General features: G+C 66.9%; 21 protein-coding genes. 4 read left to right on the top strand and 17 right to left on the bottom strand.

All coding sequences use genetic code 11. The annotated features are described in order from the left end of the window. Positions 1-11: 11 nt before the first annotated feature. Positions 12-1,271 (top strand): tetracycline efflux MFS transporter Tet(V), encoded by a 1,260-nt coding sequence (tet(V), locus tag A5650_RS21760; RefSeq protein ID WP_067296746.1) that lies wholly within the window; start codon positions 12-14, stop codon positions 1,269-1,271. Here the strand turns inward: tet(V) and A5650_RS21755 are convergent, their stop codons facing one another. The 3 genes from A5650_RS21755 to A5650_RS21745 are packed head-to-tail and all read right to left on the bottom strand — an operon-like array spanning position 1,272 to position 3,698. Then, positions 1,272-1,994, bottom strand: a complete 723-nt coding sequence (locus tag A5650_RS21755; protein ID WP_082950884.1) for a type II CAAX endopeptidase family protein — start codon at positions 1,992-1,994, stop codon at positions 1,272-1,274. It abuts the gene before it with no gap. Then, complete coding sequence (locus tag A5650_RS21750) at positions 1,991-3,139, bottom strand: NAD(P)H-binding protein (RefSeq protein WP_067296587.1); 1,149 nt, start codon at positions 3,137-3,139, stop codon at positions 1,991-1,993. Before A5650_RS21750 ends, A5650_RS21755 begins: the two co-directional genes overlap by 4 nt. 34 nt (positions 3,140-3,173) lie before the next feature. Then, positions 3,174-3,698, bottom strand: a complete 525-nt coding sequence (locus A5650_RS21745; protein WP_067296583.1) for a gamma carbonic anhydrase family protein — start codon at positions 3,696-3,698, stop codon at positions 3,174-3,176. A gap of 171 nt (positions 3,699-3,869) precedes the next feature. On the opposite strand from A5650_RS21745, the gene A5650_RS21740 reads away from it, so the two are divergent. Then, on the top strand, positions 3,870-4,622 hold the full coding sequence (locus A5650_RS21740) for a fasciclin domain-containing protein (RefSeq protein WP_067296578.1): 753 nt from the start codon (positions 3,870-3,872) through the stop codon (positions 4,620-4,622). A gap of 66 nt (positions 4,623-4,688) precedes the next feature. Here A5650_RS21740 and A5650_RS21735 read toward each other — a convergent pair whose 3' ends face one another. From A5650_RS21735 to A5650_RS21725, 3 genes are all read right to left on the bottom strand, one after another. Then, entirely contained in the window at positions 4,689-5,831 is a 1,143-nt protein-coding gene (locus tag A5650_RS21735) for an acyl-CoA dehydrogenase family protein (protein WP_067296575.1), read from the bottom strand. A gap of 104 nt (positions 5,832-5,935) precedes the next feature. Continuing rightward, positions 5,936-6,733, bottom strand: a complete 798-nt coding sequence (locus tag A5650_RS21730; RefSeq protein ID WP_067296572.1) for a crotonase/enoyl-CoA hydratase family protein — start codon at positions 6,731-6,733, stop codon at positions 5,936-5,938. Further along, a complete protein-coding gene (locus A5650_RS21725; protein ID WP_067296569.1) occupies positions 6,730-7,887 on the bottom strand; it encodes a thiolase family protein in 1,158 nt (385 codons plus the stop codon). Before A5650_RS21725 ends, A5650_RS21730 begins: the two co-directional genes overlap by 4 nt. Before the next feature lie 298 nt (positions 7,888-8,185). Between A5650_RS21725 and A5650_RS21720 the strand changes: the two genes are divergently transcribed. Further along, positions 8,186-8,977, top strand: a complete 792-nt coding sequence (locus A5650_RS21720) for a FadR/GntR family transcriptional regulator (protein WP_067296740.1) — start codon at positions 8,186-8,188, stop codon at positions 8,975-8,977. Between the two features lie 18 nt (positions 8,978-8,995). Here A5650_RS21720 and A5650_RS21715 read toward each other — a convergent pair whose 3' ends face one another. Continuing rightward, complete coding sequence (locus A5650_RS21715) at positions 8,996-10,738, bottom strand: DUF3556 domain-containing protein (RefSeq protein WP_067296565.1); 1,743 nt, start codon at positions 10,736-10,738, stop codon at positions 8,996-8,998. Between the two features lie 130 nt (positions 10,739-10,868). Next, a complete protein-coding gene (locus A5650_RS21710) occupies positions 10,869-11,390 on the bottom strand; it encodes a DoxX family protein (RefSeq protein ID WP_067296562.1) in 522 nt (173 codons plus the stop codon). A gap of 228 nt (positions 11,391-11,618) precedes the next feature. Between A5650_RS21710 and A5650_RS21705 the strand changes: the two genes are divergently transcribed. After that, complete coding sequence (locus tag A5650_RS21705; RefSeq protein WP_067296549.1) at positions 11,619-13,139, top strand: HNH endonuclease signature motif containing protein; 1,521 nt, start codon at positions 11,619-11,621, stop codon at positions 13,137-13,139. A gap of 9 nt (positions 13,140-13,148) precedes the next feature. Here A5650_RS21705 and A5650_RS21700 read toward each other — a convergent pair whose 3' ends face one another. From A5650_RS21700 to A5650_RS21660, 9 genes are all read right to left on the bottom strand, one after another. Next, complete coding sequence (locus tag A5650_RS21700) at positions 13,149-14,414, bottom strand: DUF1298 domain-containing protein (RefSeq protein ID WP_067296547.1); 1,266 nt, start codon at positions 14,412-14,414, stop codon at positions 13,149-13,151. Between the two features lie 10 nt (positions 14,415-14,424). Next, positions 14,425-14,718 carry an alpha/beta fold hydrolase gene (locus A5650_RS21695; RefSeq protein WP_067296544.1) on the bottom strand — a complete coding sequence of 98 codons (294 nt, stop codon included), beginning with the start codon at positions 14,716-14,718 and terminating at the stop codon, positions 14,425-14,427. Positions 14,719-14,724: 6 nt separating this feature from the next. Beyond that, a complete protein-coding gene (locus A5650_RS21690; RefSeq protein ID WP_231992724.1) occupies positions 14,725-15,501 on the bottom strand; it encodes an Rv1363c family protein in 777 nt (258 codons plus the stop codon). Next, positions 15,498-16,169 (bottom strand): Rv1363c family protein, encoded by a 672-nt coding sequence (locus A5650_RS21685; RefSeq protein WP_067296541.1) that lies wholly within the window; start codon positions 16,167-16,169, stop codon positions 15,498-15,500. The genes A5650_RS21690 and A5650_RS21685 overlap by 4 nt, the downstream gene beginning before the upstream one ends. Positions 16,170-16,302: 133 nt before the next feature. Then, the gene (locus A5650_RS21680) at positions 16,303-17,805 is read right to left on the bottom strand and encodes an MCE family protein (protein WP_067296538.1); all 1,503 of its coding nucleotides are present in this window, start codon (positions 17,803-17,805) and stop codon (positions 16,303-16,305) included. Position 17,806: 1 nt separating this feature from the next. Continuing rightward, a complete protein-coding gene (locus A5650_RS21675; RefSeq protein WP_067296534.1) occupies positions 17,807-18,961 on the bottom strand; it encodes a virulence factor Mce family protein in 1,155 nt (384 codons plus the stop codon). Continuing rightward, the gene (locus A5650_RS21670; RefSeq protein WP_067296530.1) at positions 18,958-20,286 is read right to left on the bottom strand and encodes an MCE family protein; all 1,329 of its coding nucleotides are present in this window, start codon (positions 20,284-20,286) and stop codon (positions 18,958-18,960) included. The genes A5650_RS21675 and A5650_RS21670 overlap by 4 nt, the downstream gene beginning before the upstream one ends. Then, positions 20,283-21,632 carry an MCE family protein gene (locus A5650_RS21665; RefSeq protein WP_067296733.1) on the bottom strand — a complete coding sequence of 450 codons (1,350 nt, stop codon included), beginning with the start codon at positions 21,630-21,632 and terminating at the stop codon, positions 20,283-20,285. The genes A5650_RS21670 and A5650_RS21665 overlap by 4 nt, the downstream gene beginning before the upstream one ends. Further along, positions 21,629-22,669, bottom strand: a complete 1,041-nt coding sequence (locus A5650_RS21660) for a virulence factor Mce family protein (RefSeq protein ID WP_067296527.1) — start codon at positions 22,667-22,669, stop codon at positions 21,629-21,631. Before A5650_RS21660 ends, A5650_RS21665 begins: the two co-directional genes overlap by 4 nt. Positions 22,670-22,674 lie beyond the last annotated feature (5 nt).

Genomic DNA, 22,674 nt, shown 5'->3' with positions numbered 1-22,674 from the left:
CGCAATTCGACATTCAACGGCCGGCGCACATCGCCGGTCGTTGGCGCGTGCTCGCACCGTTCCGCATCCGCGAGTACCGCCTGCTGATCGCGGCGGTGACGTTGTCGATCTTCGCCGATGGCATGTTCGCGGTGGTGCTGGCCATGCAGGTCATCGAACTGAACAACGATCCCGTGTCGCTGTCGATCGTGACGACCTGCTTCGGCGGCGCCCTGGTCGCGTTCGTGTTGGTCGGCGGTATCGCCGCTGACCGCTTCCCGCAGCGGTCGGTCATCATCGGGGTCGAGACGGTCAACGTGGTCGCCTCGTCGGCGATCGCGGTCCTGGGACTGTTTGGCGCGCTGCAGATTTGGCACCTCTCAGTGGGCGCAGCGGCGCTGGGAACCGCGGCGGCGTTCTTCTTTCCCGCCTACAGCGCGATCCTGCCGCGGCTCCTTCCGCCCGAGCAGCTGCTCGCGGCCAACGGCGTGGAGGGCGTGGTGCGCCCGGTCTTCCAGCGCGCAATCGGCCCGGCCGCCGTCGGCGTCATCGTCGGCGCGACCTTCCCCGCGGTCGGGGCAGTGGCGGTCGCCGTCTTGTTCGCTCTTGGCCTGGCGTTACTGGTGGCGACCAGACCGGCCCTGAAACCGCCTGCAGCACAGCAGAGCCCACATGTGCTGCGCGATCTGCGCGACGGCTTCGTGTTCATGCTCGGCACCCCCTGGCTGTTGTGGACGCTGTTGTTCGCGAGCATATTTGTGCTGGTCGTTCTGGGGCCGATCGAGGTGCTGCTGCCGTTCATCGCCAAGGACCGCTTCGCCGACGGGGCCCGCACGTACGGATTCATCCTTGCATTCTTCGGATTGGGCAGTGCACTCGGCGCACTCACGGTGTCGTCGGGCCGCATGCCGCGCCGGTATCTGTCGGTGATGATGGCGATGTGGAGCGTGGGCGCCATACCGCTGGTCGTGCTCGGCTTCACGTCCTCGTTCGTCGTGATGGCGGTTGCGACGTTCGTCATCGGGTTCACCGACGGGACGGGAATGGTCATCTGGGGCACGCTGCTGCAGCGACGGGTGCCGACGGCGATGCTGGGCCGTGTTTCGAGCCTCGACTTCTTCGTCTCGCTGGCGTTCATGCCGGTGTCGTTCGCGATCGTCGGACCGCTGTCGAAAGTCGTTTCGGTACAGACGATTTTCCTCGTCGCAGGCATTGTCCCGGTATTGGTCGCGGCCGTCGCGGTATGGGCGGCCCGGATGCGACGAGACGAGCTCGCCCATCCCCTGCGCTGACTAGACGCCGAAGAGCGGCGGCAGTGCGAGCACCATCACCAGGCCCCAGAAGAAGTGAGTCAGCATCGGTGCGAGTATGCCGCCGGTCGCCCGGCGTTCGAACGCGCAGACCGTGCCGAGGATGATCGCTGCGAAGCCGAGCATCGGGTTGCCGGTGGTGGCCGCGGTCGCGATCACGTAGAAGACGGTCGAGATCAGCACCGGCTTCACGGTTCCCAACGCGGTGTAGAGCGCGCCGCGGAAGAACATCTCTTCGGCCAGGCCGTTGATCACGGTGATGAACGTGACCAGTACCAGCGGACCGTAGTCGGCGTACTCCAGTACGCGCGTGATGTACTCGCGCACACCGGGGATCTCACGCGCGATAAGACCGCCGACGAGGAACACCACACCCAGGCCCAAACCCATTGCGATACCGGTGATCACCGGTCGCTGGTTGCGGTCGCGGAAGCGGATGCAGCCCATGTGCAACGGTCCCGACACCAGCGCGCCGAGCGCCCACACCCCGGCGAGCGCCAGCGTCAACCAGTAGAACGATTGGTCGCCGGGCGGGCGGGTCAGCGAGTACCCGAGCAGCGCGGCGCCGATGACGAGCACGACCGCGACGATAATGCGCCTACGTCGTACGACGCGGGGCGGCTCGTGATGTGGAACGGGACACGCGCCGACAATGTCGCGGATCTCCCGAAGCAAACCCGGGCGCGTCTGCGTTGGCTCCGTCACGTCGGAACGACCTTCGGCATGAAGTGCAGCAGCGTGTCGAGCCCGGTGCGCACCGCGCCGGCGACGGGCCCGGGCACTCCGCCGATGAGCCCCAGTGCGGGCCGCGCGATCGACGGTGTGACCGCACCGGCCATCTGCCGCAGACGCAGGGTGTCGCCACCGGCCCAGCCGGGATCGGTGTCGGCGAGGTGGTGCGGGTCGGTGAGGTCGTCGACGGGCCGGCGCCGACGGCTGGCCAGCGCCCGCGTGATGGCCTCCTCGATACCGATGAGCCCGGCGGGCGGGTCCGGCACGAACTCACGCAGCCCGGTCTCGGAGGCCATCATCGGATGGTCCAGCGACTGCACGAGGTCGGCCGCCAGCCCGCCCGGGACCGGCAACACCGCCGCCGTCACCCAGGAGACGAGACCGGTGTCGACGCCGTTGACCGGAAGTTCGGCCCGCCACTTCCCCGCTATCCGTGCGTAGGTCCGCAGCAGCTCGGCGTAGGACGTGGTTTCGGGGCCGGTGATGTCGTAGGCCCCGGCGGGCACGCGCTCACTGTCCGCGGCGGCGACGAGGTAGTGAAGCACGTCGCAGATCGAGATCGGGTCGATCGGGTTGGCCGACCACGCCGGCATGGGAATGATCAGGAACCGATCGCCCACGTAACGCAGCATCTCGAACGACGTCGACCCTGCCCCGATGATGATGGCTGCGCCGAGCCACACCACGTCGGGTCCGCCGTCGACATGCAACGCCTCGGCGACCTCGGCGCGGCTCGCCAGGTGCTCGGAGAGGTCGTCGCCGTCGGGCACGAAACCCCCGAGGTACACGATGCGGCGCACGCCGGCGTCCTTGGCGGCCTGGGCCACGTTGGCCGCCGCGCGGTTGTCGGCTTCGCGGAAGTCGGGCTGCCCGATCCCGTGCACGAGGTAGTACACGACGTCGACGGGGCCGGCGTCGGCGAACGCCGAGCGCGCCGAGTCCGCGTCGTGGGCGTCCAGCGCGACCGCGGTCACGCGATCCTGCCATCCGAAATCGGCTAGCCTGTCCGGGTTTCGGCTTGCCGCGACGACATGGTGGCCCTCGGTGAGCAGAGCGGTGACGAGCCGGGAGCCGACGTAACCGGAGGCGCCGGTCACCAGGGTACGGAGACGTTTCACGCTAGGCCTGTACCCGGATCGAACCCCGGAGAATCTACGCGGACGCGTCGCGGTGCAGATCGATGAGGTGCTGATACACCTGCGCGTTGTACCGGTTGTGGTTGACTTCGGCGTCGCTGAGGTCGCGGCGCACCTTGGCGGGAACGCCGGCGACGAGTGTGCGCGGCGGCACGACGAATCCCTGCGGCACCACCGCGCCCGCCGCGATCAGCGCGCCCTGCCCGACCGTCGCGCCGTTCAGGATGACCGCACCCATGCCGATGAGCGCCCCGTCCTCGATGACGCAGCCGTGCAGCACGGCGTTGTGCCCCACGCTGACCTCGTCGCCGACGCACACCGGGAACTCCGGGTCGACGTGGACGGTCACTCCGTCCTGGATGTTGGTGCCGAAACCGATCTCGATGGGCTCGGCCTCGGCCCGCAACGTCGCGCCGTACCAGACGCTGGCCCGCGCGGCGAGCGTCACCTGCCCGATCAGGCTGGCATTGGGCGCCGCCCACGCCTCGGCGTGCAGGGAGGGTCTGCGACCACGAATGGCAACGATCAGCGGCTCGGGCATGCGGGCCATCGTATGCACGCTCTTTTGCGGCCGTTCGGAGCACCATGTGGGCAGATTGACAACGCGCAGGTCAGAGCGCATGCGGGGGCCGTTTGGCGAGGTGACGACTTTGGCAGTCGCGTAGCGCTGCCTTTAACATGCGTTTCGACCTGTCTAGCTGAGGAGCCGTAAGTGAAGACTCGCACCAGCAAAGCTCTTGGTGCCACCGCCGGAATCGCCGCGATCGCCTTTTCGGTGCCGCTGGCCGTAACCGCGTACGCCGACCCGCCCGCGCCCGAGCAGCCGGCGGAGCCGACCACCACGAAGGAGGTCGAGATGCCGAACCCGGAGGGCAAGGGCTGTGACGCCTTCAAGGAGGCCGTGCCCAACTGGAAGTCGCTGAACAACCTTCCCGTCGGTCAGGCCCTGCAGGCAATCCCGGACGCCAGCACCTTCTACTCCGCGATCTCGGGTGGCTTCAATCCCGCCGTCAACGTGGTGCCCGTCCTGGAGAACGGCCCGTACGTTGTCTTTGCGCCGACGAACGAGGCGTTCGCCGCGCTTCCGCCCGCGCAGTTGGACGCGCTGAAGGCCAACCCCGCCGCGCTGACGGACTTCGACTACTACCACGTCTTTCTCGGGATCCTCGGACCCAAGGACGTGAAGGGTCAGCGGCCGACGCAGCAGGGCGCCGAGATCAAGGTGACCGGTGAGAACGCCGACGTGACGATCAACGACACCGCCAAGGTGGTCTGCGGTGGCATCCAGGCGGCCAACGCCCGGATCTATCTGATCGACGCGGTGCTCGATCCGGCCAGCCCGCCGGACGCGATGACGCCGTCGGCGACGTCGACCAGCGAGACGACCACGACCGAGACGACCACCAAGACCACCGAGCCGGCCGCTCCGGCCGAGCCGGCCCCGGCTGAGGCTCCGACCGCCTGATCGTCACGCGACACGCGAAAGCCCCCGAAACTCCGTTGTTTCGGGGGCTTTGGCGTTGGGCCGGACTTACACGCCCAGATCGCGGCCGATGATTTCCTTCATGATCTCGGTGGTGCCACCGAAGATCGTCTGGATTCGTCCGTCGACGTAGGCGCGGGCGACGCGGTACTCCATCATGTAGCCGTAACCGCCGTGCAGCTGCACGCACTGGTCGACGACCTTCTTCGCGACCTCGGTCGCCCACCACTTGGCCTTGGCCGCTTCGACCGCGGTCAGCTCACCGTCGACGACGCCCTGCAGGCAGCGATCGATGTAGTTCTCGGTGACCTCGAGCTCGGTCTCCATCTCGGCGAGCAGGAATCGGTTGTGCTGGAAGCTGCCGATCGGTTGGCCGAAAGCCTTGCGGTCCTTCGCATATTGCAACGTCTCGTCGAAAACTGCACGGGCGCCGGCGATGGCCGAGATGGCGATCGACAGCCTCTCCGAGGGCAGGTTGGTCATGAGGTGGTAGAAACCGCGACCTTCCTTTCCCAGCAGGTTGGCGTTCGGCACGCGGACGTTCTCGAAGTGCAGCTCCGAGGTGTCCTGCGAGTGCAGGCCCATCTTGTCGAGCTTGCGGCCGCGGCTGAAACCCTCCATGTCGCGCTCGACCACGAACAGCGAGAAGCCCTTGTGACCGGCTTCGGGGTCAGTGCGCGCGACCACGACGACGAGGTCGCAGTTGATGCCCGACGAGATGAAGGTCTTGGAGCCGTTGATGATCCAGTCGTCACCGTCGCGCACCGCCGAGGTGCGGATGCCGGCCAGGTCGCTGCCCGCGCCGGGTTCGGTCATCGCGACCGCGATGATCGTCTCGCCGCTGGCGATGCCCGGCAGCCACCGCTGCTTCTGCTCGTCATTGGTCAGGTCCTTGAAGTACGGCCCGACGACGTCGTTGTGCAGGCTCAGCGCGGGTCCATGGACACCGGCCTTGGCGATCTCCTCGTCGATGATCGCGTTGAACCGGAAGTCGTCGGAGCCGCCGCCGCCGAACTCCTCGGGCATGTTGAAGCCGATGAGTCCGTACTTGCCCGCAGCGGTGTACGCCGACCGGTCGACGATGCGCTCGGTCTCCCACTTCTCGTGGTTGGGGACGAGCTCGCGCTCGATGTACTCCTTGACGGTTTCCCGAAAAGCTTCGTGTTCGGCTTCGTAGATCGTTCTCTTCATCGGTGTTATCTCTTCCTCGCGCAAGCGCTCGTCGGTGTCATCTCTTCCTCGCGCAAGCGCTCGTCGGTGTTATCTCTTCCTCGCGCAAGCGCTCGTCAGGGCGCTTACTTGGCTTTCCATACGGGCTGGCGCTTCTCGGCGAACGCCAGCGGTCCTTCCTTGGCGTCTTCTGACCGGATCACCGTCGAGATCTCACGCATGGTCCTCGACCATCCGGCTTCGTCGCCGGTGATGACGCCGTCGTCGACACCCATCGCCACCCGCTTGCTCGCCCAAACCGCAAGCGGCGCATTGCGGGTGATGCGTTCGGCGAGCGCGAGCGCCGCCTCGACCGCGGTGCCGTCGGGCACGACCTGGTTGATCAGACCCCACCTGAGCGCGTCGGCCGACGACATCGGCTCGCCCGTGAACAGCAACTCCATCGCGACCTTGCGCGGCAGGTGATCGACGATGCGGAACACCCCACCGGCGGCTGCAATGAGGCCTCGCTTGACCTCGGGTAGACCGAATTTCGCACGCTCTTCGGCGACCACCAGATCGCTGGCGAGCGCGAGTTCGGTGCCTCCTCCCAGCGCGGTGCCGTTGACCGCCGCGATGGTCGGCTTGTCGATGTAGTGCTGCACGTAGCCGGCGAATCCCCACTCGGCGTGCTCCGGGTGGAACAGGCTCTCCCGTCGCGCAATCGCTTTGAGGTCGGCACCGGCACAGAAGGATTCACCGGCACCGGTGATGACCACCGCGCGCACCTCGGAATCGTCCTGCGCCGCCTGCAGCGCGTCGCCGACCGCGGTGCTGACCGCACTGTTGACGGCGTTACGCGCCTCGGGACGGTTGATGGTGATGAGCATGACGTTCCCGCGGCGCTCGGTGAGCGCCGCGGGCGTCGTCACTTCGGTCGTCACAACAGTTCGAGAATGGTGGCGTTGGCCTGGCCGCCACCCTCGCACATGGTCTGCAGACCGTACTGAATCCCGTTGTCCCGCATGTGGTACAGCATCGTCGTCATGATGCGGGCACCCGAACCGCCGAGCGGGTGGCCGAGCGCGATCGCACCGCCGTTCGGGTTGAGCTTCTTCTCGTCGGCGCCGATGTCCTTGAGCCACGCCATCGGAACGGGCGCGAACGCCTCGTTGACCTCGAACACACCGATCTGATCCAGGCTCAGGCCCGACTTCTTGATCGCCTTCTGGGTGGCCGGGATCGGCGCGGTCAGCATGATCACCGGATCGGATCCGGCCAGCACCGCGGTGTGCACCTTGGCGATCGGCTTGAGCCCCAACTCCTTGGCCTTCTCCGCCGACATGAACAGCAGCGCCGCCGAACCGTCGGAGATCTGGCTGGAGTTACCGGCGTGGATGACGCCGTCCTCCTTGAAGGCCGGCTTCAACTGAGCCATCTTCTCGATCGGCGTGCCGCGGCGAATGCCCTCGTCCTTGAGCACAACGCTCTCGTTGCCGTCCTCATCCTTGGTCTTGATGCCGACGATCTGGTCGTCGAAGGCGCCGGAGTCCTGCGCGGCGGCCGCCTTCTCGTGCGAGTCGAGGGAGAACTGGTCGAGCGTGGTGCGGTCGAAGCCCCACTGCTCGGCAATCATCTCGGCGCCGATGCCCTGGTTCGGGGTCTGGCTGTAGCGACCCCGGAACGCCTCCGGGTAAGGATGGCCGCCGTTTGCCAGCGACGAGCCCATCGGGGTGCGCGACATGACCTCGACACCGCCGGCGACGACGACGTCGTAGTGACCGGCGACCACGCCGGCAGCGGCGAAGTGCACCGACTGCTGGCTCGAGCCGCACTGACGGTCGACGGTCACACCGGGGACGCTCTCCGGCCATCCGGCCGCCAGGACGGCGGTACGGGCGATGTCGAGCGCCTGCTCGCCCGCCTGCATGACGCAGCCCCAGATCACGTCGTCGACCAGGGCCGGATCCACGCCGGCACGCTCGACGAGGCCATTGAGCACCTGGGCCGACAGCTCACCGGGGTGAACCCCGGACAGCCCGCCGTTGCGCTTGCCGACGGGCGACCGTACTGCCTCGACGATGACGGCTTCAGCCATGACACTTCTCCTTCGAAGTTCGATGATTCACCCATACGCGGGGTCCACCCCCGAACGTAAACGAACAAGGTTTACTAGGTCAACCTACTGGTTGGTGGGCGGCGTCCTGCTGGTCCGCCGCGGGTGCCGCCGAACGTAGCGGAGGGTCGCGCAACCTGGTCATTCGGGATAAGGTTTCGTCCCTCCCGACATGTCGCGTCGCGGCGCCCGCGCCGAGTCCTTTGCTCTCAGTGGCCGACGCACATGGTTTACTGAGTTGTACAGCTGGCTGACGGCCAGAATCGCTTGGGGAGATGTGGTGGCTCGAAGTACACCGCTGGCGCCGATGATCGGTCCGGACGGCGTCGGTGCCGGAACGACGGTCCGGTCTCCGAAGACCGCCGAGCTCGTCGCGGGCACGCTGCGTCGCATGGTGGTCGACGGCCAACTCAAGGACGGCGACTTCCTCCCCAACGAGGCCGAGCTGATGGCCCACTTCGGGGTGAGCCGGCCGACCCTGCGGGAGGCGGTGCGGGTTCTCGAATCCGAGCGCCTCGTCGAGGTGCGGCGCGGTTCGCGTACCGGTGCGCGCGTGCGGGTGCCAGGCCCCGAGATCGTGGCGCGTCCCGCCGGCCTGCTGCTGGAGTTGTCCGGTGCGACGATCGCCGACCTGATGACCGCGCGCGCCGGTATCGAGCCGATGGCGGTGCGGCTGCTGGCCGAGTCCGGTTCCGAGGAGTCGTTCAACGAGCTGGACCGGCTGCTCGAAGAGCATGTGCCGTCGGGCTGGAAGAACGACACCCTGGCCGAGACGACCGGCGACTTCCATCTGCGCGTCGTCGAGCTTTCGGGCAACGCGACGCTGTCCATTATCGCCGGGATGCTGCACGAGATCACCGTGCGTCACAACGCCTTCCTGTTCAAGGAACGCCGTCCCGTCTCCCGGACCGACTTCGACAAGTTGATGCGGTCGTACCGAAAGCTGATGCAGCTGTTGCGATCCGGTGACGGCGCAGCCGCGGAAGCGCACTGGCGCAAGCACCTCGACACCGCACGGGAACTGCTGTTGCAGGGCCTCGAGGATGTCAAGGTCCGCGACGTCATGGGCTAGCCCGGCGTCATGGCCTAGCTATGGCGCGTCGGCCTTGTCTCTCTGCCACGTCACGTGCACGGGGATGGTGTCGTCCCACGGCTGGCGCGTCACCATGTCGGCGACCTTGATGTAGCCACGCTCGAATTCCCCTGTGGCGGCGTCGACCAGCCGGTATTCCTGCCGCTGTTTGTGGATCGGCTGACCGTCGATGAGCACGACGAGCACCTCGCCGGGCTCGAAGTGGCAGCGCTTCTGCAATGCGTCGATCAGCTGCTCGTTGTGCATGTGCCCGTCACCGAAGTTCCACCCGATCGCAGTGCTGCAGATGCGTTCACCATCGGTCAGGACGTAATCGTCCTCGTTGTGCCCCGCCATCACCCGGTGCGCGAGGGTGAACATCGCTCGACCGTGAGAGTTGAAGGCGCGGAACGCATATCCCATGTACAAGTACATCTGCGCGGTTTCCGGGCTGCCATAGTACCGTTCCATCTGGGCCTGGGGCATGCTCGCGATCGAGACCACGTTTTCTTCGATCTTCTGTGAGGCCGACGGCTTCACACACCACAGCCCGGTGTCCCAGTTGCCCGCGTAGTACCGCATGCCGGGAAGGAAGGACACCTTGCGCGGGAACAGGTTTCCCATCACCACGGTGCCAGCGACGACGGCGAACAACACGATCGGCCATGGGCTCTGCAGGTCAGCGAGGCCGATGTCGGTGTGCCCCACAAACAATGCGAGCACCGAGAACATCATGAAGACGTTCCACTCCAGCGGAACACCCATCGGTATCGACGACAGGATGCCGAAGTGGAAGACCAGCATCACGAACGCGGCGATGTAGGTGGGCCAGCCGCCGTGGGAGAAGAACAGCACCAGCGGGATCAGTCCTTCGATTGCGGTGCTGAAGTGCGCCAGCCATCGCGACGCCCGGCCCGGCCGTAGATCATCCGGAAAGTGTTCGAAGAACCTGCGTTTGATCCACTTGGGCCGGAACACCGGGTTGTTGCTCATCATCGTGGAGATGACGAACGGGAAGTGCTTGTTGAGCTTCGATATCGCGGCGCCGAGCCAGATCGTCAGGCATACGAGCTTGGCCGCGATGATGATGTCGGGGCCGGCGAGCAGGAAGCAGACCGCGAGCGAGGCGTACACCTCGCCGCGCGCGGCCAGGAAGATGACCTTGTCGCGCAGGCCCAGCACGGCGAGGACCCCGAGGATGGCGCCGATCTGCCACACCGGCAGCACGCCGACGGTCGTGCCGAGTTCGGGTATCGGGCCGGTGCCGTCGGAGAAGATCGCCACGACGAGCAGCACCAGAAGTGCTCCGTAGAGCAGCGCGTCGAACGGCGTGCGAGTGTCGCCTCTGGTCAGCGGGATGCGGGTCGGCCACGGTGGCAGCCGAATCGTCTTCGGCCGCAACCAGTACAGGATCGAGCCCATCGGCGGGAAGAACCGGTTGTTGAGGGGGCCGAACCCGCAGCCGAGGCCGACAACCTCGAACAGCATCGTGTACAGCACGACCTTCTCGAACACGATCGGCTCGTTGTACCAGGAGGCGACATTGGTGAAACCGTCGATGCCCGTGGTGCTGAGCGCGACCAGCCATGCGCCGAGGATGTAGAGCAGGATCTTGACGACGTAGAAGAGGTGGAGGACGACGGGCGTCCCGAATCCCACCTCGGCCCAGTGCCGGGCCATCGGCACGATTTTCTGGGCGCGGGTGCCCTTACTCCATTCCTCGAAATCGACGACGGGCGCGTCCTGCTTCAAGAACCCCATGGGAACACAGACTAGAACGTGTTCTAGCTATGTAGTTCCAGATCCTCAACGCGTCTCGCGAAAGCTACAAGAGGGTCGTGGTCGCGACACCTCTGACAACCCTGTTGTGCAGTTCGCGACGGGCTCGGCGTCAGGCGTCGGTCTTGGCCGGCGGGCGGTAGAAGATCGCCAGCTGGCCGATGCCGCCGAGGAGGCCGAGACCGAGCGAGATGACCAGACCCCACCAGCCGTGCAGCAGGTCGTAGAAGCCCGTCGAGCTGAACAGCAGATGATCGAGGCTGATCTTGCCAGCGCCGATCGTGGCGATGCCGACTGCGGCGGCCGCGAGCACGAGGTTGTACTCCCAGCCCTCCTTGACGATGAAGAAGCCATTGGGCCGATGGACGGTCCACGCCGCTACGAGCATGAGAGCGACGAAGCCCGCCGCCGGGATCGGGGTCAGCAGGCCCACGGCGAGGCCGATGCCGGCCGCCATCTCGGTCGTCGCGGCGACACGGGCGTGGAACTTGCCCGGCCGCATCCCCATGCTGTCGAACCACCCGGCGGTGCCCTTGAGGCCCCCGGGTCCGAAGAACTTGTTGTAGCCGTGGGCGGCCATGGTCAGGCCCAGGACCACTCGCAGGATCAGCACTCCGACGTCGTAGGCAGTCATGCAACAAAATCTAGGCCATGTGTTAAGCCGCTGCCCAGTCCCCCTCTAGGTGCGAGGGGGGCCAGCCGTCGTCGGGCACGACGCTGCGCAGCCCTCAACGCGACCAGGGCTGCTCCTAGCCCGAATAAGACGAGCGGTCTTCCGATATCTCGACTCAAATCGGGACTGTTATCCCCAAGTTCTGTTTCATCCTGGTGGGGAAGCCCTTACACGAATAGGTTCGATCACATGTTCGATGAGTTGGTGGGGGTGGCCGGTCGGTCGCGGGGTGCGGGGGCGATCGGGGCGTGGGCGCGGGTGGAAAACGCCGCCTGCGCGCGCCGGCTGGCCGCTTGTGCCGACGTGCTGGAGGGGTTGATCCGCCAGGCCGGGGCGGTCGATCGCGAACAGTGGTGCATCGACAACTGGGCGATCGCGGCCGCCGAGGTCGCCGCCGCCCAAGGCGTCTCCCTGGGGGTGGCCTCGCACCAACTCTCGATCGCCGATGATCTGCGCCAGCGCCTGCCCGCGGTGGCCACGGTGTTCGCCTCCGGCGCGATCTCCTACCGCATGGTGGCCACGGTGACCCATCGCACCCGACTGGTGCGCGATGCGGCCGCGCTGGCCAAAATCGACGCCGAGTTGGCCGGCGAGCTGCCCGGGTGGGGCACCCTGTCGGCGACCAAACTCGACACCGCCATCGACACCTGCGTGGACCGCTACGACCCCGCCGCGGTGCGGCGCACCGAAAACGCCGCGCTGGGCCGCGACGTGGTGATCCATGACCCGCCCGACGGCTCGGGCACCGCCAAGATCGAGGGCTGGTTGTTCGCCGCCGACGCCGCCGCCCTCGACGCGCGCCTGGATGCGATGGCCGCCGCGGTGTGCGAGCACGACCCGCGCACCGCCGACCAACGCCGCGCTGATGCCCTGGGCGCCCTGGGCCACGGCGCCCAGCGACTGCAATGCGCCTGCGGGCGTCCCGACTGCCACGCCGCCGCCGCGACCCCGAGCGCGGTGGTCATCCACGTCATCGCCCGCCACGAGACCTTGTCTGATGACACCCCCGCCACCCTGCACGGCAACGCCCCCTACAACCCGCAAGATGAACCCGCCGACACCGACGCCCCGGACGCCTCGGCGAGCCAAGCCGGCCCGGCGGTCACCGATCCGGGCTATCTGATGGGCAAGGGTCTGGTGCCCGCGCCGCTGCTGGCCGCCACCGTGGCCCGCACCGCCACACTCCAGCCGGTGATCCACCCCGGTGATGCCGGGCCCGAACCGCGCTACCGCCCGTCGGAGAACTTGGCGTGGTTCGTGCGCTGCCGCGATCTGACGTGTCGCTTCCCCGGCTGCGACGTTCCGGCCACCGCCTGCGATATCGACCACACCCTCGCCTACCCCGCCGGGCCCACCCAAGCCGCCAACCTCAAATGTCTGTGCCGCCACCACCACCTGCTCAAAACCTTCGCCGGCTGGCGCGAGGTACAACATCGCGACGGCACCATCGAGTGGACCTCCCGCCACGGCCAGACCTACACCACCCACCCCGCCAGCCGCCTCATGTTTCCCGACCTGTGCCAACCCACCGCACCGGCCACCATCGACACCACCATCGACACCACCGCCACCGACCTCGAGCAGGCGCGCACCCTGAAAATGCCGCGCCGCACACGAACCCGCGAACAGAACCGCATTGCGGCAATCGAAGCCGAACGCTACCGAAACCAGCACTACGCCGACGAACGCAATCGGCCCCCACCCTTCTAAGGCGCCCCCCTAGGGGTTGTCGGCTGTCAACGCGACCTCCAACTTCTCGACGTACGAGTCGATTTCGCCGATCGACGATTCGGCCGCATGGATGCTTACGGCGATGGCGTCGCCGATGCCGTGGACGCCGTGCGTGAGCCCCATCATCGGAGACAACGTGGGGAATCCGGCTGTGATCACCACACGCGAATCATCGAAGCGCAGGTCCGCGGGTCCGCGGTTCACGCTCGAGACGACGGTGTTCCCGGTGACCGTCGGCGAGCGCAGCGTCGTGTCGAACTTCCCGACGCCCCAACGTAATAGCGCGGCGGGCACAGCAGCCGAGGCGCGGCTGGCCGCGATCATCGCGGGGTGGGCGGCACGCATCCGGCGTTGCTTCAGCTCATCGGCGATCCGTTCGATACGCGCACCAAACGGCATATCCGGATACAGACCGACGCTCACATTGCCGAAGTGGTTGTGCGCGCGGCGCTCCCCCGCCTTCGCCATCGGCACCTCTGCGCCCAACAGCGACGGGTCGTCACCCAACTCCCGCAGGTGCGCGGCCAATGCCGTCGACACCGCAGCCAGCACACCGACCGTCACCGTCGGCCCCCGAATCTCCGATCGCAGCCGGACCACCGTCCGGATGCTGCGCAGCCCCTCCGGCCGCGTATTGCTCCGCAGGACGGGACGCGAATCCGCCTGGGGCGGAACCAGTCCAGCCTCGGTATCCCGAATGAGCCGCCGATGCGCCCGCGCAGCCGCCAGCCCGCGCCACGGCATTCGAAGCCCTCGGAACGGCTCCGGTGCCGCGATGTGAGCTACCGCCGCCTGCCGCCCGAACAACCACGCCGCCAACGCCGATGACCGCAATCCGTCCCCCAGCGCATGCGCCACCTGCAGCACCGCGACCGTGCCGACGGCCGTGCCGGGGATTCTCTCGACACTCGGAAAGATGTGCAGCCGCCATGCCATGGCCCGCGGATCGAGTTGGTCCGCACTCAACCCCGCGACCGTCGCCAGGCATTCCGACCAGCTGCTGCCTTCGGCGTGCATCGCGAACTGATTCGGCGCGACATCCGCCGATACCCACTGCGGATACGTCAGCACATTGCCGTCCCGCACCCTCATTCGCAACTCGTTACATCCGCGCGCCCGGTCAACGATTCGCGCCACAGCCGCGTCGAGATCGCCGACGGGACCCGCGAAGCCATAGAGCAGGAACTGATCACTCGGGATTTTCGCCGACATCCAGTACGTCTGCGCGTCCACCGTCGCCAGTCGCCGGCTCATGTCCCCCAGGCTAAGCGCTTGCCGCGCCGATGAAGTCGATGATGTGTCCGGCCCCCGCCTCAGGCCGTTCGAGCTGCAGGAAATGTCCGGCCCGTTCGCCCTTGGCGACCCCGCTGTCCTCCGGCGGTACCCGCTGTACCCAATTCGCGTAATCGGCTGAGGCGCAACCGTCGTCGGCGCCATGCAGGTACAACGTCGGCAGCTGCGGCGCGGACAACCAATGTTGATGCAGTTCAGCGCCCCGACTCAGCGCGCGCAACCGCACGCCCGGCGCTTCGACGATGATCTCGGGTTCGGCCGCCACGGACCTCTACACGGGGTCGAATTTTGAGATGAGCCAGCGGCCGTCGATCTTCTCTAGCGTCACGCGCACAGAGGAAGCGGTGTCCGTCGGAGCATCCTGGCCGACGACCACGGTCTGGTTGACGAACACCAGCACGACCGCCTCGTTGGGATCGGCCGACACCGACGCCGCCGCCGGCACCGACGCCACCGCGGAGATCTGCTTCTGCTTCGCCCCGGGAATGACGATGTCGTTGATGAGCCCGGTGTAGGACTCCTCGAACTCACCGGTCAGCAGCGAGCGCGCGTCGTTGAGTTGTTGTTCGACGGTATCCGGCTTGTACGACAGCATCGCCACCGTACTGTCCTTGGCGACCTGCACCGATTCGGCGCGCGCCGCGTCCGAATCGCGCACGGAGTTGTCGACCCACTTCAGATAGCCCGCCCCGGCCGCCAATAGCAGCGCGAGCGCGGGCAGCAGGCCGAACGCAACGACGCGGGCCCAGTTGATGCGCCGCTTGGGGGCGGCCTCCGCGGACTCGGTGGTCTCCTCTGCAGCGGTGGTCTCCTCCGCGGCGGTGCTCTCCTCCGCGGTCTCCGCGGTGCTCTGCTCCGCAGCGGTGGTCTCGGCGGCTTCGGTCTTCTCCGTCGGGGCCGGAGCCTCAGCGGGAGCCTCAGTCGTCTCGGCCGTCGACTCCGTCAACTCGACCGCCTCGGATGTCGACTCCGTGCCCTTCTCGGCGGACTCGTCGGTGGCGGCGCCGTTGTCGGGGTTACGCCTCGGAAGTCGGTGTCTCTTGCTCACGGTACGAACTCCACATTCGAGATCTTGGCCTCGTCCTCGCCGGTCTTCTGCACCGTGATCCTCATCCGCCAGGACCGCGGCTGTTGCTCGGGCGCCCCGGCATTGGTCGTGTTGACGGTGACGGCCACCAGCACCCGGGCCTCGTTGTCGTTGGACGACTCGATCCCCGCCTCGGCGATCTTGCCTTCGGACTTGGACTGCGCCTGCTTGACGACCTGGACGAACGGCTGCGAACGGGCCTGGAAGTCGTCGTAGAACGTGCCAGTCGACGAATCCAGGACGCGCTGCACGTCCTCCTCGGCGTGCTCATGGCTGATCGTCGTGAGGTTCAGCGCGCCCTGCCGCCCGACCTGCAGGAACAGGTTCTGGAGGTCTTCGGCCTTTCGCGACTCGTACGCCCGGTATCCGAGCCAGCCGGTCAGCGCTGCCAGGGCGACCACGACCACCAGGCCGACGATGGTCGCCAGCCTGACGTGCGACATCGGCTGCTTGGGCGCGGCGGGCTGGGCGTCCTCTTCTGCGCTCTGCGCGGCGTCGAAATCCTCGGAGTCACCGATGTCTTCGGCCGTTTCGGCAGCCGGCGTCGTCGACTCGGGACCTTCGGCGGCGGTATCGACGTCGGGGGTCGACCCGCTCACGTCCTCGCCGGGAGTGGTCTCGTCTGCCATCTACGTTCCTCTGCGGCCCGCGGGCCAAGTCGTGATCGGGTACACAGGTCGGCTACAACCTACGCGCAGGACACCATAGCGTCGGAACCTGGCCGTGGAGGGGGCACCACGTCCGGATCGACAGAGATAGGTGTCAGCTTCCCGGCGGGATGAGCATCGACTGCCAGGGCCTCTCCCCCGACGCGCCGTTCGCCAGGTTCGACTGCGTGTACACCTTGCCATCCGGTCCGACGTAGGAGCCGGACTCGGGGTCGTACTCGGCGGCCGTGACGGGCAGCGGCGGCGTACCCGGCGGCGGAGGTGTCAGCTCGACGAGGGGCACGTCCGGCGGCACATGCGGGATGGGCTGGCCCGACAGCGTCGCGTTCGGGTCGCCCTTCCAGTTGTAGCCGTCGTTGAGCGGCACGTACTGCTCGTCGCTCTCGCACATCTGCCACGTCGGCGCCCGCTTGCCGGGCACCGTGACGCACGGCAGGTTGCGCGCGCCACGGACGTTGAACGGGGCGTCCTGCGGCGTCCGGCAGTAGAGGTCGCCGCGCGGCCGGTCGGGATAGTCCTCGAAAACCGGCACGCGCTGCTGCTGGGGCGGCAGGAACCCCGTCGTGCATGGCGGCGGCAGGTTCTGCGGCGGCAACGGCAGAGGCGCGGGCAGCGCGGGCAGGATCGCGTTCAGGTTGAAGATCAGCGCATCGCCCATGTAGTCCTGCTTGGTGTTGCGCTTGTGCACGCCGACTGCCTGCGTGACCGCGGTGCCTTGCGGCAGCAGAACCAGCAGCTGTTCGAGGCTCGGCTGATACTTCACGGCCACCTCGCCGACGCTGGCCAGGTTGGCCAGCACGATCGGCAGCGTGGGTTGCAGCCGGTCGAACAGCGCACGCGCCTCTTCGGCTGCGCCGGGCGCCTTCTCGAGGATGCCCGCCACCGCCGGATCCTGGCTCTGCAGCTGACTGGTGATGTCGGCCAGGTTCGCCGCCCACGCCTGAATCGAGTCCGAGGTGTCGATCTGGGTGTCCAGCACCGGCTTCGACTCGTCGATCAGCGTGAGCAGCGGATCGAGGTTCTTGCGGGCGTCGATGGCGAGCGTCGAGCTGCCGCTGACCAGGCGCCGCAGTTCGGGTCCGAGGCCGCCCACCGCGACGTAGGCCTCGTCGACGACGGTCTTCAGGTTCTCCTGCGGAATGGCCTGCAGGCCGCGGGCCGTGTCGTTGAGCACCGTGTTGACGTCAGTCGGAACCCGGGCGCGGCTGGCGGGGATCACGTCGCCGTTCCTCAGCTCCGGGCCGTCCCCGCTGCGCGGAAGCAACTGGACGAACTGCTCACCGACGGCCGACACGCTGTGCACCTCGGCCTCCAGGTCGGCGGGAATCCGGATGTCGGAGTTGAGCGACAGCACCGCCTGTACGCCGGTGTCGGTGAGTTCGACGCTTTTCACCTCGCCGGCCTGCACGCCGCGGTAGGTGACGTTGGCCCGCGGGTAGAGCCCGCCCGTTTCCGGCAGTTCGAGGGTGACGCGATACTGCCCGACTCCGAGCAGGTCCGGCAGCCGCATGTAGCCGAAGACCATGATCGCGAGCGCGACGGTAGCGATCACCGCGAAGATCGCGATCTGGATGAGGATCCGGCGAGTCATTCTCATGTCACGGCCCCTGATCCCAGCGATACGGCGCAACCAGCGGGTTACCGCCCGGTGGCGGCACGTTGTGATTGCACGGGCTGGGGAACTGCCCGATGGTGCGTCCCCACTGCAGCTCCAGCCACGTCAAGTTGCACTCGAACCGCGTCCCCGTGAAGAACCCTGAGTCGATGCGGCTCAACGTCAGGTCGAGTATCAACGTCAGGTTCGCGTAATCGCCGCGCATCCAGTTCAGCAGCGTTTCCTTCGGGAACGGGAAGGTGGGCAGGAAGCTCAGCGCGCGGGTGAGCGCAGGGCCCGCATTGGCCAGTTCCTGCAACACCACACCCAGGTCCTTGAGCTCCTGCACCAGCGCTTCCTTGGTCTGGTTGACCGAGTCGGCGGCGAGCGCACTGAACCTGCCGAGCTGGGTCAGCGCCTCGGCGAGGTTCTCGCGCTGATCCCGAAGTACGGCCAACGCATCGGGAATGGTTCGTAAAGCCTTGTCCACCACCGGCTTCTGCTCCGCGAACTGCCCGATCAGGTTGTTCAACCCCTCGGTGGCCTCGATGATGTCCTGCTTCTGATCGTCGAGGTGGCCGATCGCGATGTCGAGCTGCTCGATCAGGCTGCGCAGGTCGTTCTCGCGGCCGGTGAAGGCGATGCTCAGCGCTTCGGTGATGTCGTGGATGTTGCCGATCCCACCGCCGTTGAGCAGCAGTGCGACCGAGGCCAGCGCCTGCTCGGTGCTGGGATACGCGCTCGACGACGACAGCGGGATCAGCGAGCCTTCCTTCAGCTTGCCTTGCGGCGCAACGTCTGTGGGCGGCGCCAGTTCGATGTGCAGCGAACCAAGCAAGCTGGTCACGCCGAGCTTGGCCGTCGAATTGGCCGGCAGATCGACGTTGCCGTTGAGCTCCATCGTCACCAGGGCATGCCAGTCCTGGCGCTGAATCTTGGTGACGTGGCCGACGTTCACATCCGCGACGCGCACGCGGGAGTTCGGTTCGATGTTGTCGACGTCGGGCATCTGCGCCTGGATGGTGAACGCACCGGGCCCGGTACCTTCGACGCCCGGCAGCGGAACGGAGTTCAGCCCGCGCCAGTCCGAACAGCCGGACAACACCGCGGCCGACGCCGCCACGGCGACAGCTACGCGAATCAACCTGCGCCCCATCATGGCCCCACCCCAGGCGGCACCATCAGCCCGTGCAGACCGTCGGCCGGATTGGTCGTCACCGGCGCCTCCGCGGCGAGCGGCGGACCGGCAGGCGGCGGCGCGGGTTGCGCCATCGCCGACGGTGGCGGCGGAGCTTGCGCCGGAACAGGTTGCGGCGGAATGTAATCGGGACGCAACCAGTCCTCGCTGTAGGTCAGCTCGTTCGGCCTCGTAGACGCGCCCGAGAACACGTTCTGCATGATCGGCAGGAAGTTGTACTCGCGGTTCTTCAGGATCGGCGCCATGTACTGCACGCACAACTTCGCCGACTGTTCGGCGCCCAGCCGCGACGCCGCCTGAATCGCTCCGCACAGGAAGGACAACGGGTTGGCGAAGTTGTTGAGCATCGGCACGCTGCTGACAGCGCCCTGTGCGGGCTGCCAGATGTTCACATAGTTCTGCAGCGTGTTGGGCGCGACGTGCAGGAACTGTTTGACGTCGGCGAGGCTGTCGGTCAACGCCTGGGTCACACCGGCCAACTTGTCCGATGTGGTGCCCAACGTCTCACGGTTCTCCGCCACGAATGTCTGCACCTCGCCGACGACGTTGTTGAGATCACGGACGGCGTTGGCGACTTCGTCGGGATTGTTGGCCAGCAGTCCCGTCACGGTCGCCAGGTTCTGGTTGAGCTGACGCATCACGTCGGTGCTGTCCTGCAGCGCCGACACCAGCAGCGCCAGATTCTTGACGGTGGAGAAGACGTCGGTGCTCTTGTCGCCCAACGCCGTCACCGCCTGCGACAGTTTGATGACGGTGTCGCGGATGTTGGCGCCTTCTCCGCGCAGATTGTCGGCGGTGGTGTTGATGAGCGATCCCAGCGGGCTCACTCCGCCGGGCTCCGTCGGCTGCAGTGTCTTGGCGAGCTTCTCCAATTGCTGACGCACCTGGTCCCATTCGACGGGAACGGCGGTGCGACTCTGGGGAATGACCGCGTCGTTCTTCAGCACCGGCCCTCCGGTGTAGGCGGGCGTGAGCTGGACGCTGCGCGCCGTCACGACGGAGGGCGACAGGATCGCGGCCTTCGCGTCGGCGGGGACCTTGTAATTGCTGTCGTACCAGAACGAGATCTTGACGCGTTCGGGCTGCGGTTCGATCGACTCGATCTCGCCGACCCGCACGCCGATGATGCGGACCGCGTCACCCGGATAGATGCCGTTGGCGTTCTCGAAGTAGGCGACGACGTGTGTGCGGTTGACCCGTTCGGTGTTGCGGAACAACACGATTGCGCCGCCGGCCAGGATCACGACCAATGCGACGGCCAACAGGTTACGGGCGGAGCGCGTCATTGTCCGCCCTCCGGTGCGAGGTGGTCGACGGCGCCGGGTGCGGGCACCGCAACCGGGGACGGCGTCGGATCAGGCGTCGACTGCAACCCTGGCGGTGCGATCGCGGGCGGTCCCGGCGGTGGTCCGCCCGGCGGCGGCGCCGGAATCGGTTCGCGGTACGGGTAGCAACCCGGACCGGGCAACGGCAGGCCCGGGAACCCACACGCACGGTCCTCGGGGTTGCCGGTGATCGCGTCGGGAACCGTAAGCCGCGGTTCGCCACCCTGGCCCGTGCGCGGGAACGGCACGGGCAGTGCGGGCGTGCCGGGCTGTCCGACCTGCGGGTCGGTGAGCTCTGAGGGCAATTTCACGTTCGGGTCGAGGCCCAGATCGGAGAACGCGGCGTCGATGAACGGCTGCAGGAACTGACCCGGAAGCAGGTTGGCCACATAGGTTTTGAAGAACGGTCCGCCGGACACCGACTCGCCCAGCGACATCGAATAGTCGGTGAGGAGCTCGAGCGACTTCTGCAAACGTTCCTTGCGGTTGTCGATGATCGTCAGAACGCCGTTGAGCTTCTCGAGGGCCGGTTTCATGGTCTCACGGTTCTCGGCGATGAAACCGCCCAACTGCCTGCTGAGCGCCGAGATGTTGCCCGAGACCTCGTCCAGCGCGGCGCTCTGGCTCCTCAGCTCGGCCAGCAGTGCGTTGGTGTTGTTGACCAGGCTGACGATCTGGTTGCTGCGTTCGGCCAGCACCGTGGTGGCCTTGTTGGCGTTGCCCAACAAGCCGCGCAGTTGCTCATCGCGCTGGTTCAGCGTGTCGGAGAACCGCGCCACGCCTTCGATCGCGACGCGCAGCTCCGGCGGCGTCTCGGAGAAGGTGTCGGCCAGCACGCGCAGCGAGTCGGACAACTGGTTGGTGTTCAGGCCGCTGATCGCCATCGCCAACTCGCCCAACGCGTCCGGCAGTTCGTACGGCGCCGTCGTGCGGTCGAGGGGAATCGTGCCCTCCTGTCGCCCTTCACCGCGCGACGTGACTTCGAGGATCTTCGTGCCCAGCAGGCCCTGGGTCTTGATCGCCGCCTCGGTGCGATCACCGAGGCGGATGTGCTTGGCGACGGTGAATTTGACCAGCGCACGCGACCCATCCAGCTCGATCGACTGGACCTGGCCTACCTCGAAACCGGAAACCTGCACGGCCTCACCGGGTTCCAGCCCGCCGACCTCGGAGAAATAGGCCGAGTACTCGTTGCCCTTCAGGAAGGGCAGCCGCTGGTAGTTCAGCGACCCCAGAACGATCGCGATCGTCAACGCCAGACCGACGGCGCCGATGACCAGTTGGTTGCGTTCGGAGAAAGGCCTCATCGCGGCGCGCACCTCCCGGTGGACTGCCCGGCGACCTTCACATACACCGGCTGACCGCCCTTACCGTTGAGCTTGAGCACGATGTCGCACAGATAGAACGTGAAGAAGTCACCGTAGATGCCTTGTCGCGCAAGCGCCTGGTATGCATCGGGCAACGTGTTGAGCAGGTTGTCGAAGTACTCGTGGTCGGCCACCACGATCCCCGCGGCGCGGTCCGTCTCGTGGATCGTCTTGGAGAACGGCGGGCGGGCCTCGGCGAGAAGGTCGGTGATGGTCGCGGCCGCGGCGTTCGTGTACGCCAGCCCGTTGCTGATGTCCTGTTTGCGCCCCTGCAGGGTCGCGACGAGTTCCGACAGCGCGTCGACGGCCTTGGCGAACTGGTCGCTCTGGTCGCCGAGGGATCCCAGGACGACGTTGAGGTTGACGAGGACCTCACCGATCAGCCGGTCACGGTCGGCCAACGTTGTCGTCAGCGCCGCCGTCTGAGACAGGAACGAGTTGATCGTTCCGCCCTGGCCCTGTAACGCCTGAATCAGCTGGCCGGACAACGCATTGACCTGATCGGGGTCGAGCGCCCGGAACAGCGGGCGGAACCCACCGATCAGGGCGTCGAGGTCGAGCGCCGGCGACGTGCGTGCCAGCGGGATCGTGCCGCCCGGCGCGAGCTTCTTGACTCCGCCTGCCCCCTCCTCGAGCGCGAGGTACCGGCCTCCGATCAGGTCGTCATAGCGGATGACCGCCCTGCTGCCCTCGGTCAGCACCACCGACTCTTCGGCGGTGAACTCCACACGTGCCGTCGTATCCGGTTGTATCTCAACCTTTTTGACCCTGCCGACCTCGACACCGGCGATGCGGACGAAATCGCCGTTCTCCAGCCCCGTGACGTTGGTGAACTCGGCCACGTAGCTGTTGGTGACCTCCCCGAAGCGCATCTGCCCGAAGACCGCGAACAGCCCGAACACGCCGAGCACGCACACCCCCAGGAACGCGGCGAGACGCAGTGCGTCCCGTCGAACCCTGGCGTTCACGCTCGACATGGCGT

Origin of the sequence: Mycobacterium sp. 1164985.4 (assembly GCF_001668575.1) — a bacterium.
Lineage (GTDB): Bacteria > Actinomycetota > Actinomycetes > Mycobacteriales > Mycobacteriaceae > Mycobacterium.
The sequence above is the reverse complement of the archived record's forward strand: the minus strand, read 5'-3'. Positions and strand labels throughout refer to the sequence as shown.

Bases quoted from the DNA above. Each gene is read 5' to 3' on its own strand.
- A5650_RS21745 (WP_067296583.1), bottom strand. From the start codon at position 3,698: ATGCCCGAGCCGCTGATCGTTGCCATTCGTGGTCGCAGACCCTCCCTG.
- A5650_RS21735 (WP_067296575.1), bottom strand. From the start codon at position 5,831: ATGAAGAGAACGATCTACGAAGCCGAACACGAAGCTTTTCGGGAAACC.
- A5650_RS21725 (WP_067296569.1), bottom strand. From the start codon at position 7,887: ATGGCTGAAGCCGTCATCGTCGAGGCAGTACGGTCGCCCGTCGGCAAG.
- A5650_RS21715 (WP_067296565.1), bottom strand. From the start codon at position 10,738: ATGGGGTTCTTGAAGCAGGACGCGCCCGTCGTCGATTTCGAGGAATGG.
- A5650_RS21710 (WP_067296562.1), bottom strand. From the start codon at position 11,390: ATGACTGCCTACGACGTCGGAGTGCTGATCCTGCGAGTGGTCCTGGGC.
- A5650_RS21705 (WP_067296549.1), top strand. From the start codon at position 11,619: ATGTTCGATGAGTTGGTGGGGGTGGCCGGTCGGTCGCGGGGTGCGGGG.
- A5650_RS21700 (WP_067296547.1), bottom strand. From the start codon at position 14,414: ATGAGCCGGCGACTGGCGACGGTGGACGCGCAGACGTACTGGATGTCG.
- A5650_RS21685 (WP_067296541.1), bottom strand. From the start codon at position 16,169: ATGGCAGACGAGACCACTCCCGGCGAGGACGTGAGCGGGTCGACCCCC.
- A5650_RS21680 (WP_067296538.1), bottom strand. From the start codon at position 17,805: ATGAGAATGACTCGCCGGATCCTCATCCAGATCGCGATCTTCGCGGTG.
- A5650_RS21675 (WP_067296534.1), bottom strand. From the start codon at position 18,961: ATGATGGGGCGCAGGTTGATTCGCGTAGCTGTCGCCGTGGCGGCGTCG.
- A5650_RS21670 (WP_067296530.1), bottom strand. From the start codon at position 20,286: ATGACGCGCTCCGCCCGTAACCTGTTGGCCGTCGCATTGGTCGTGATC.
- A5650_RS21665 (WP_067296733.1), bottom strand. From the start codon at position 21,632: ATGAGGCCTTTCTCCGAACGCAACCAACTGGTCATCGGCGCCGTCGGT.
- A5650_RS21660 (WP_067296527.1), bottom strand. From the start codon at position 22,669: ATGTCGAGCGTGAACGCCAGGGTTCGACGGGACGCACTGCGTCTCGCC.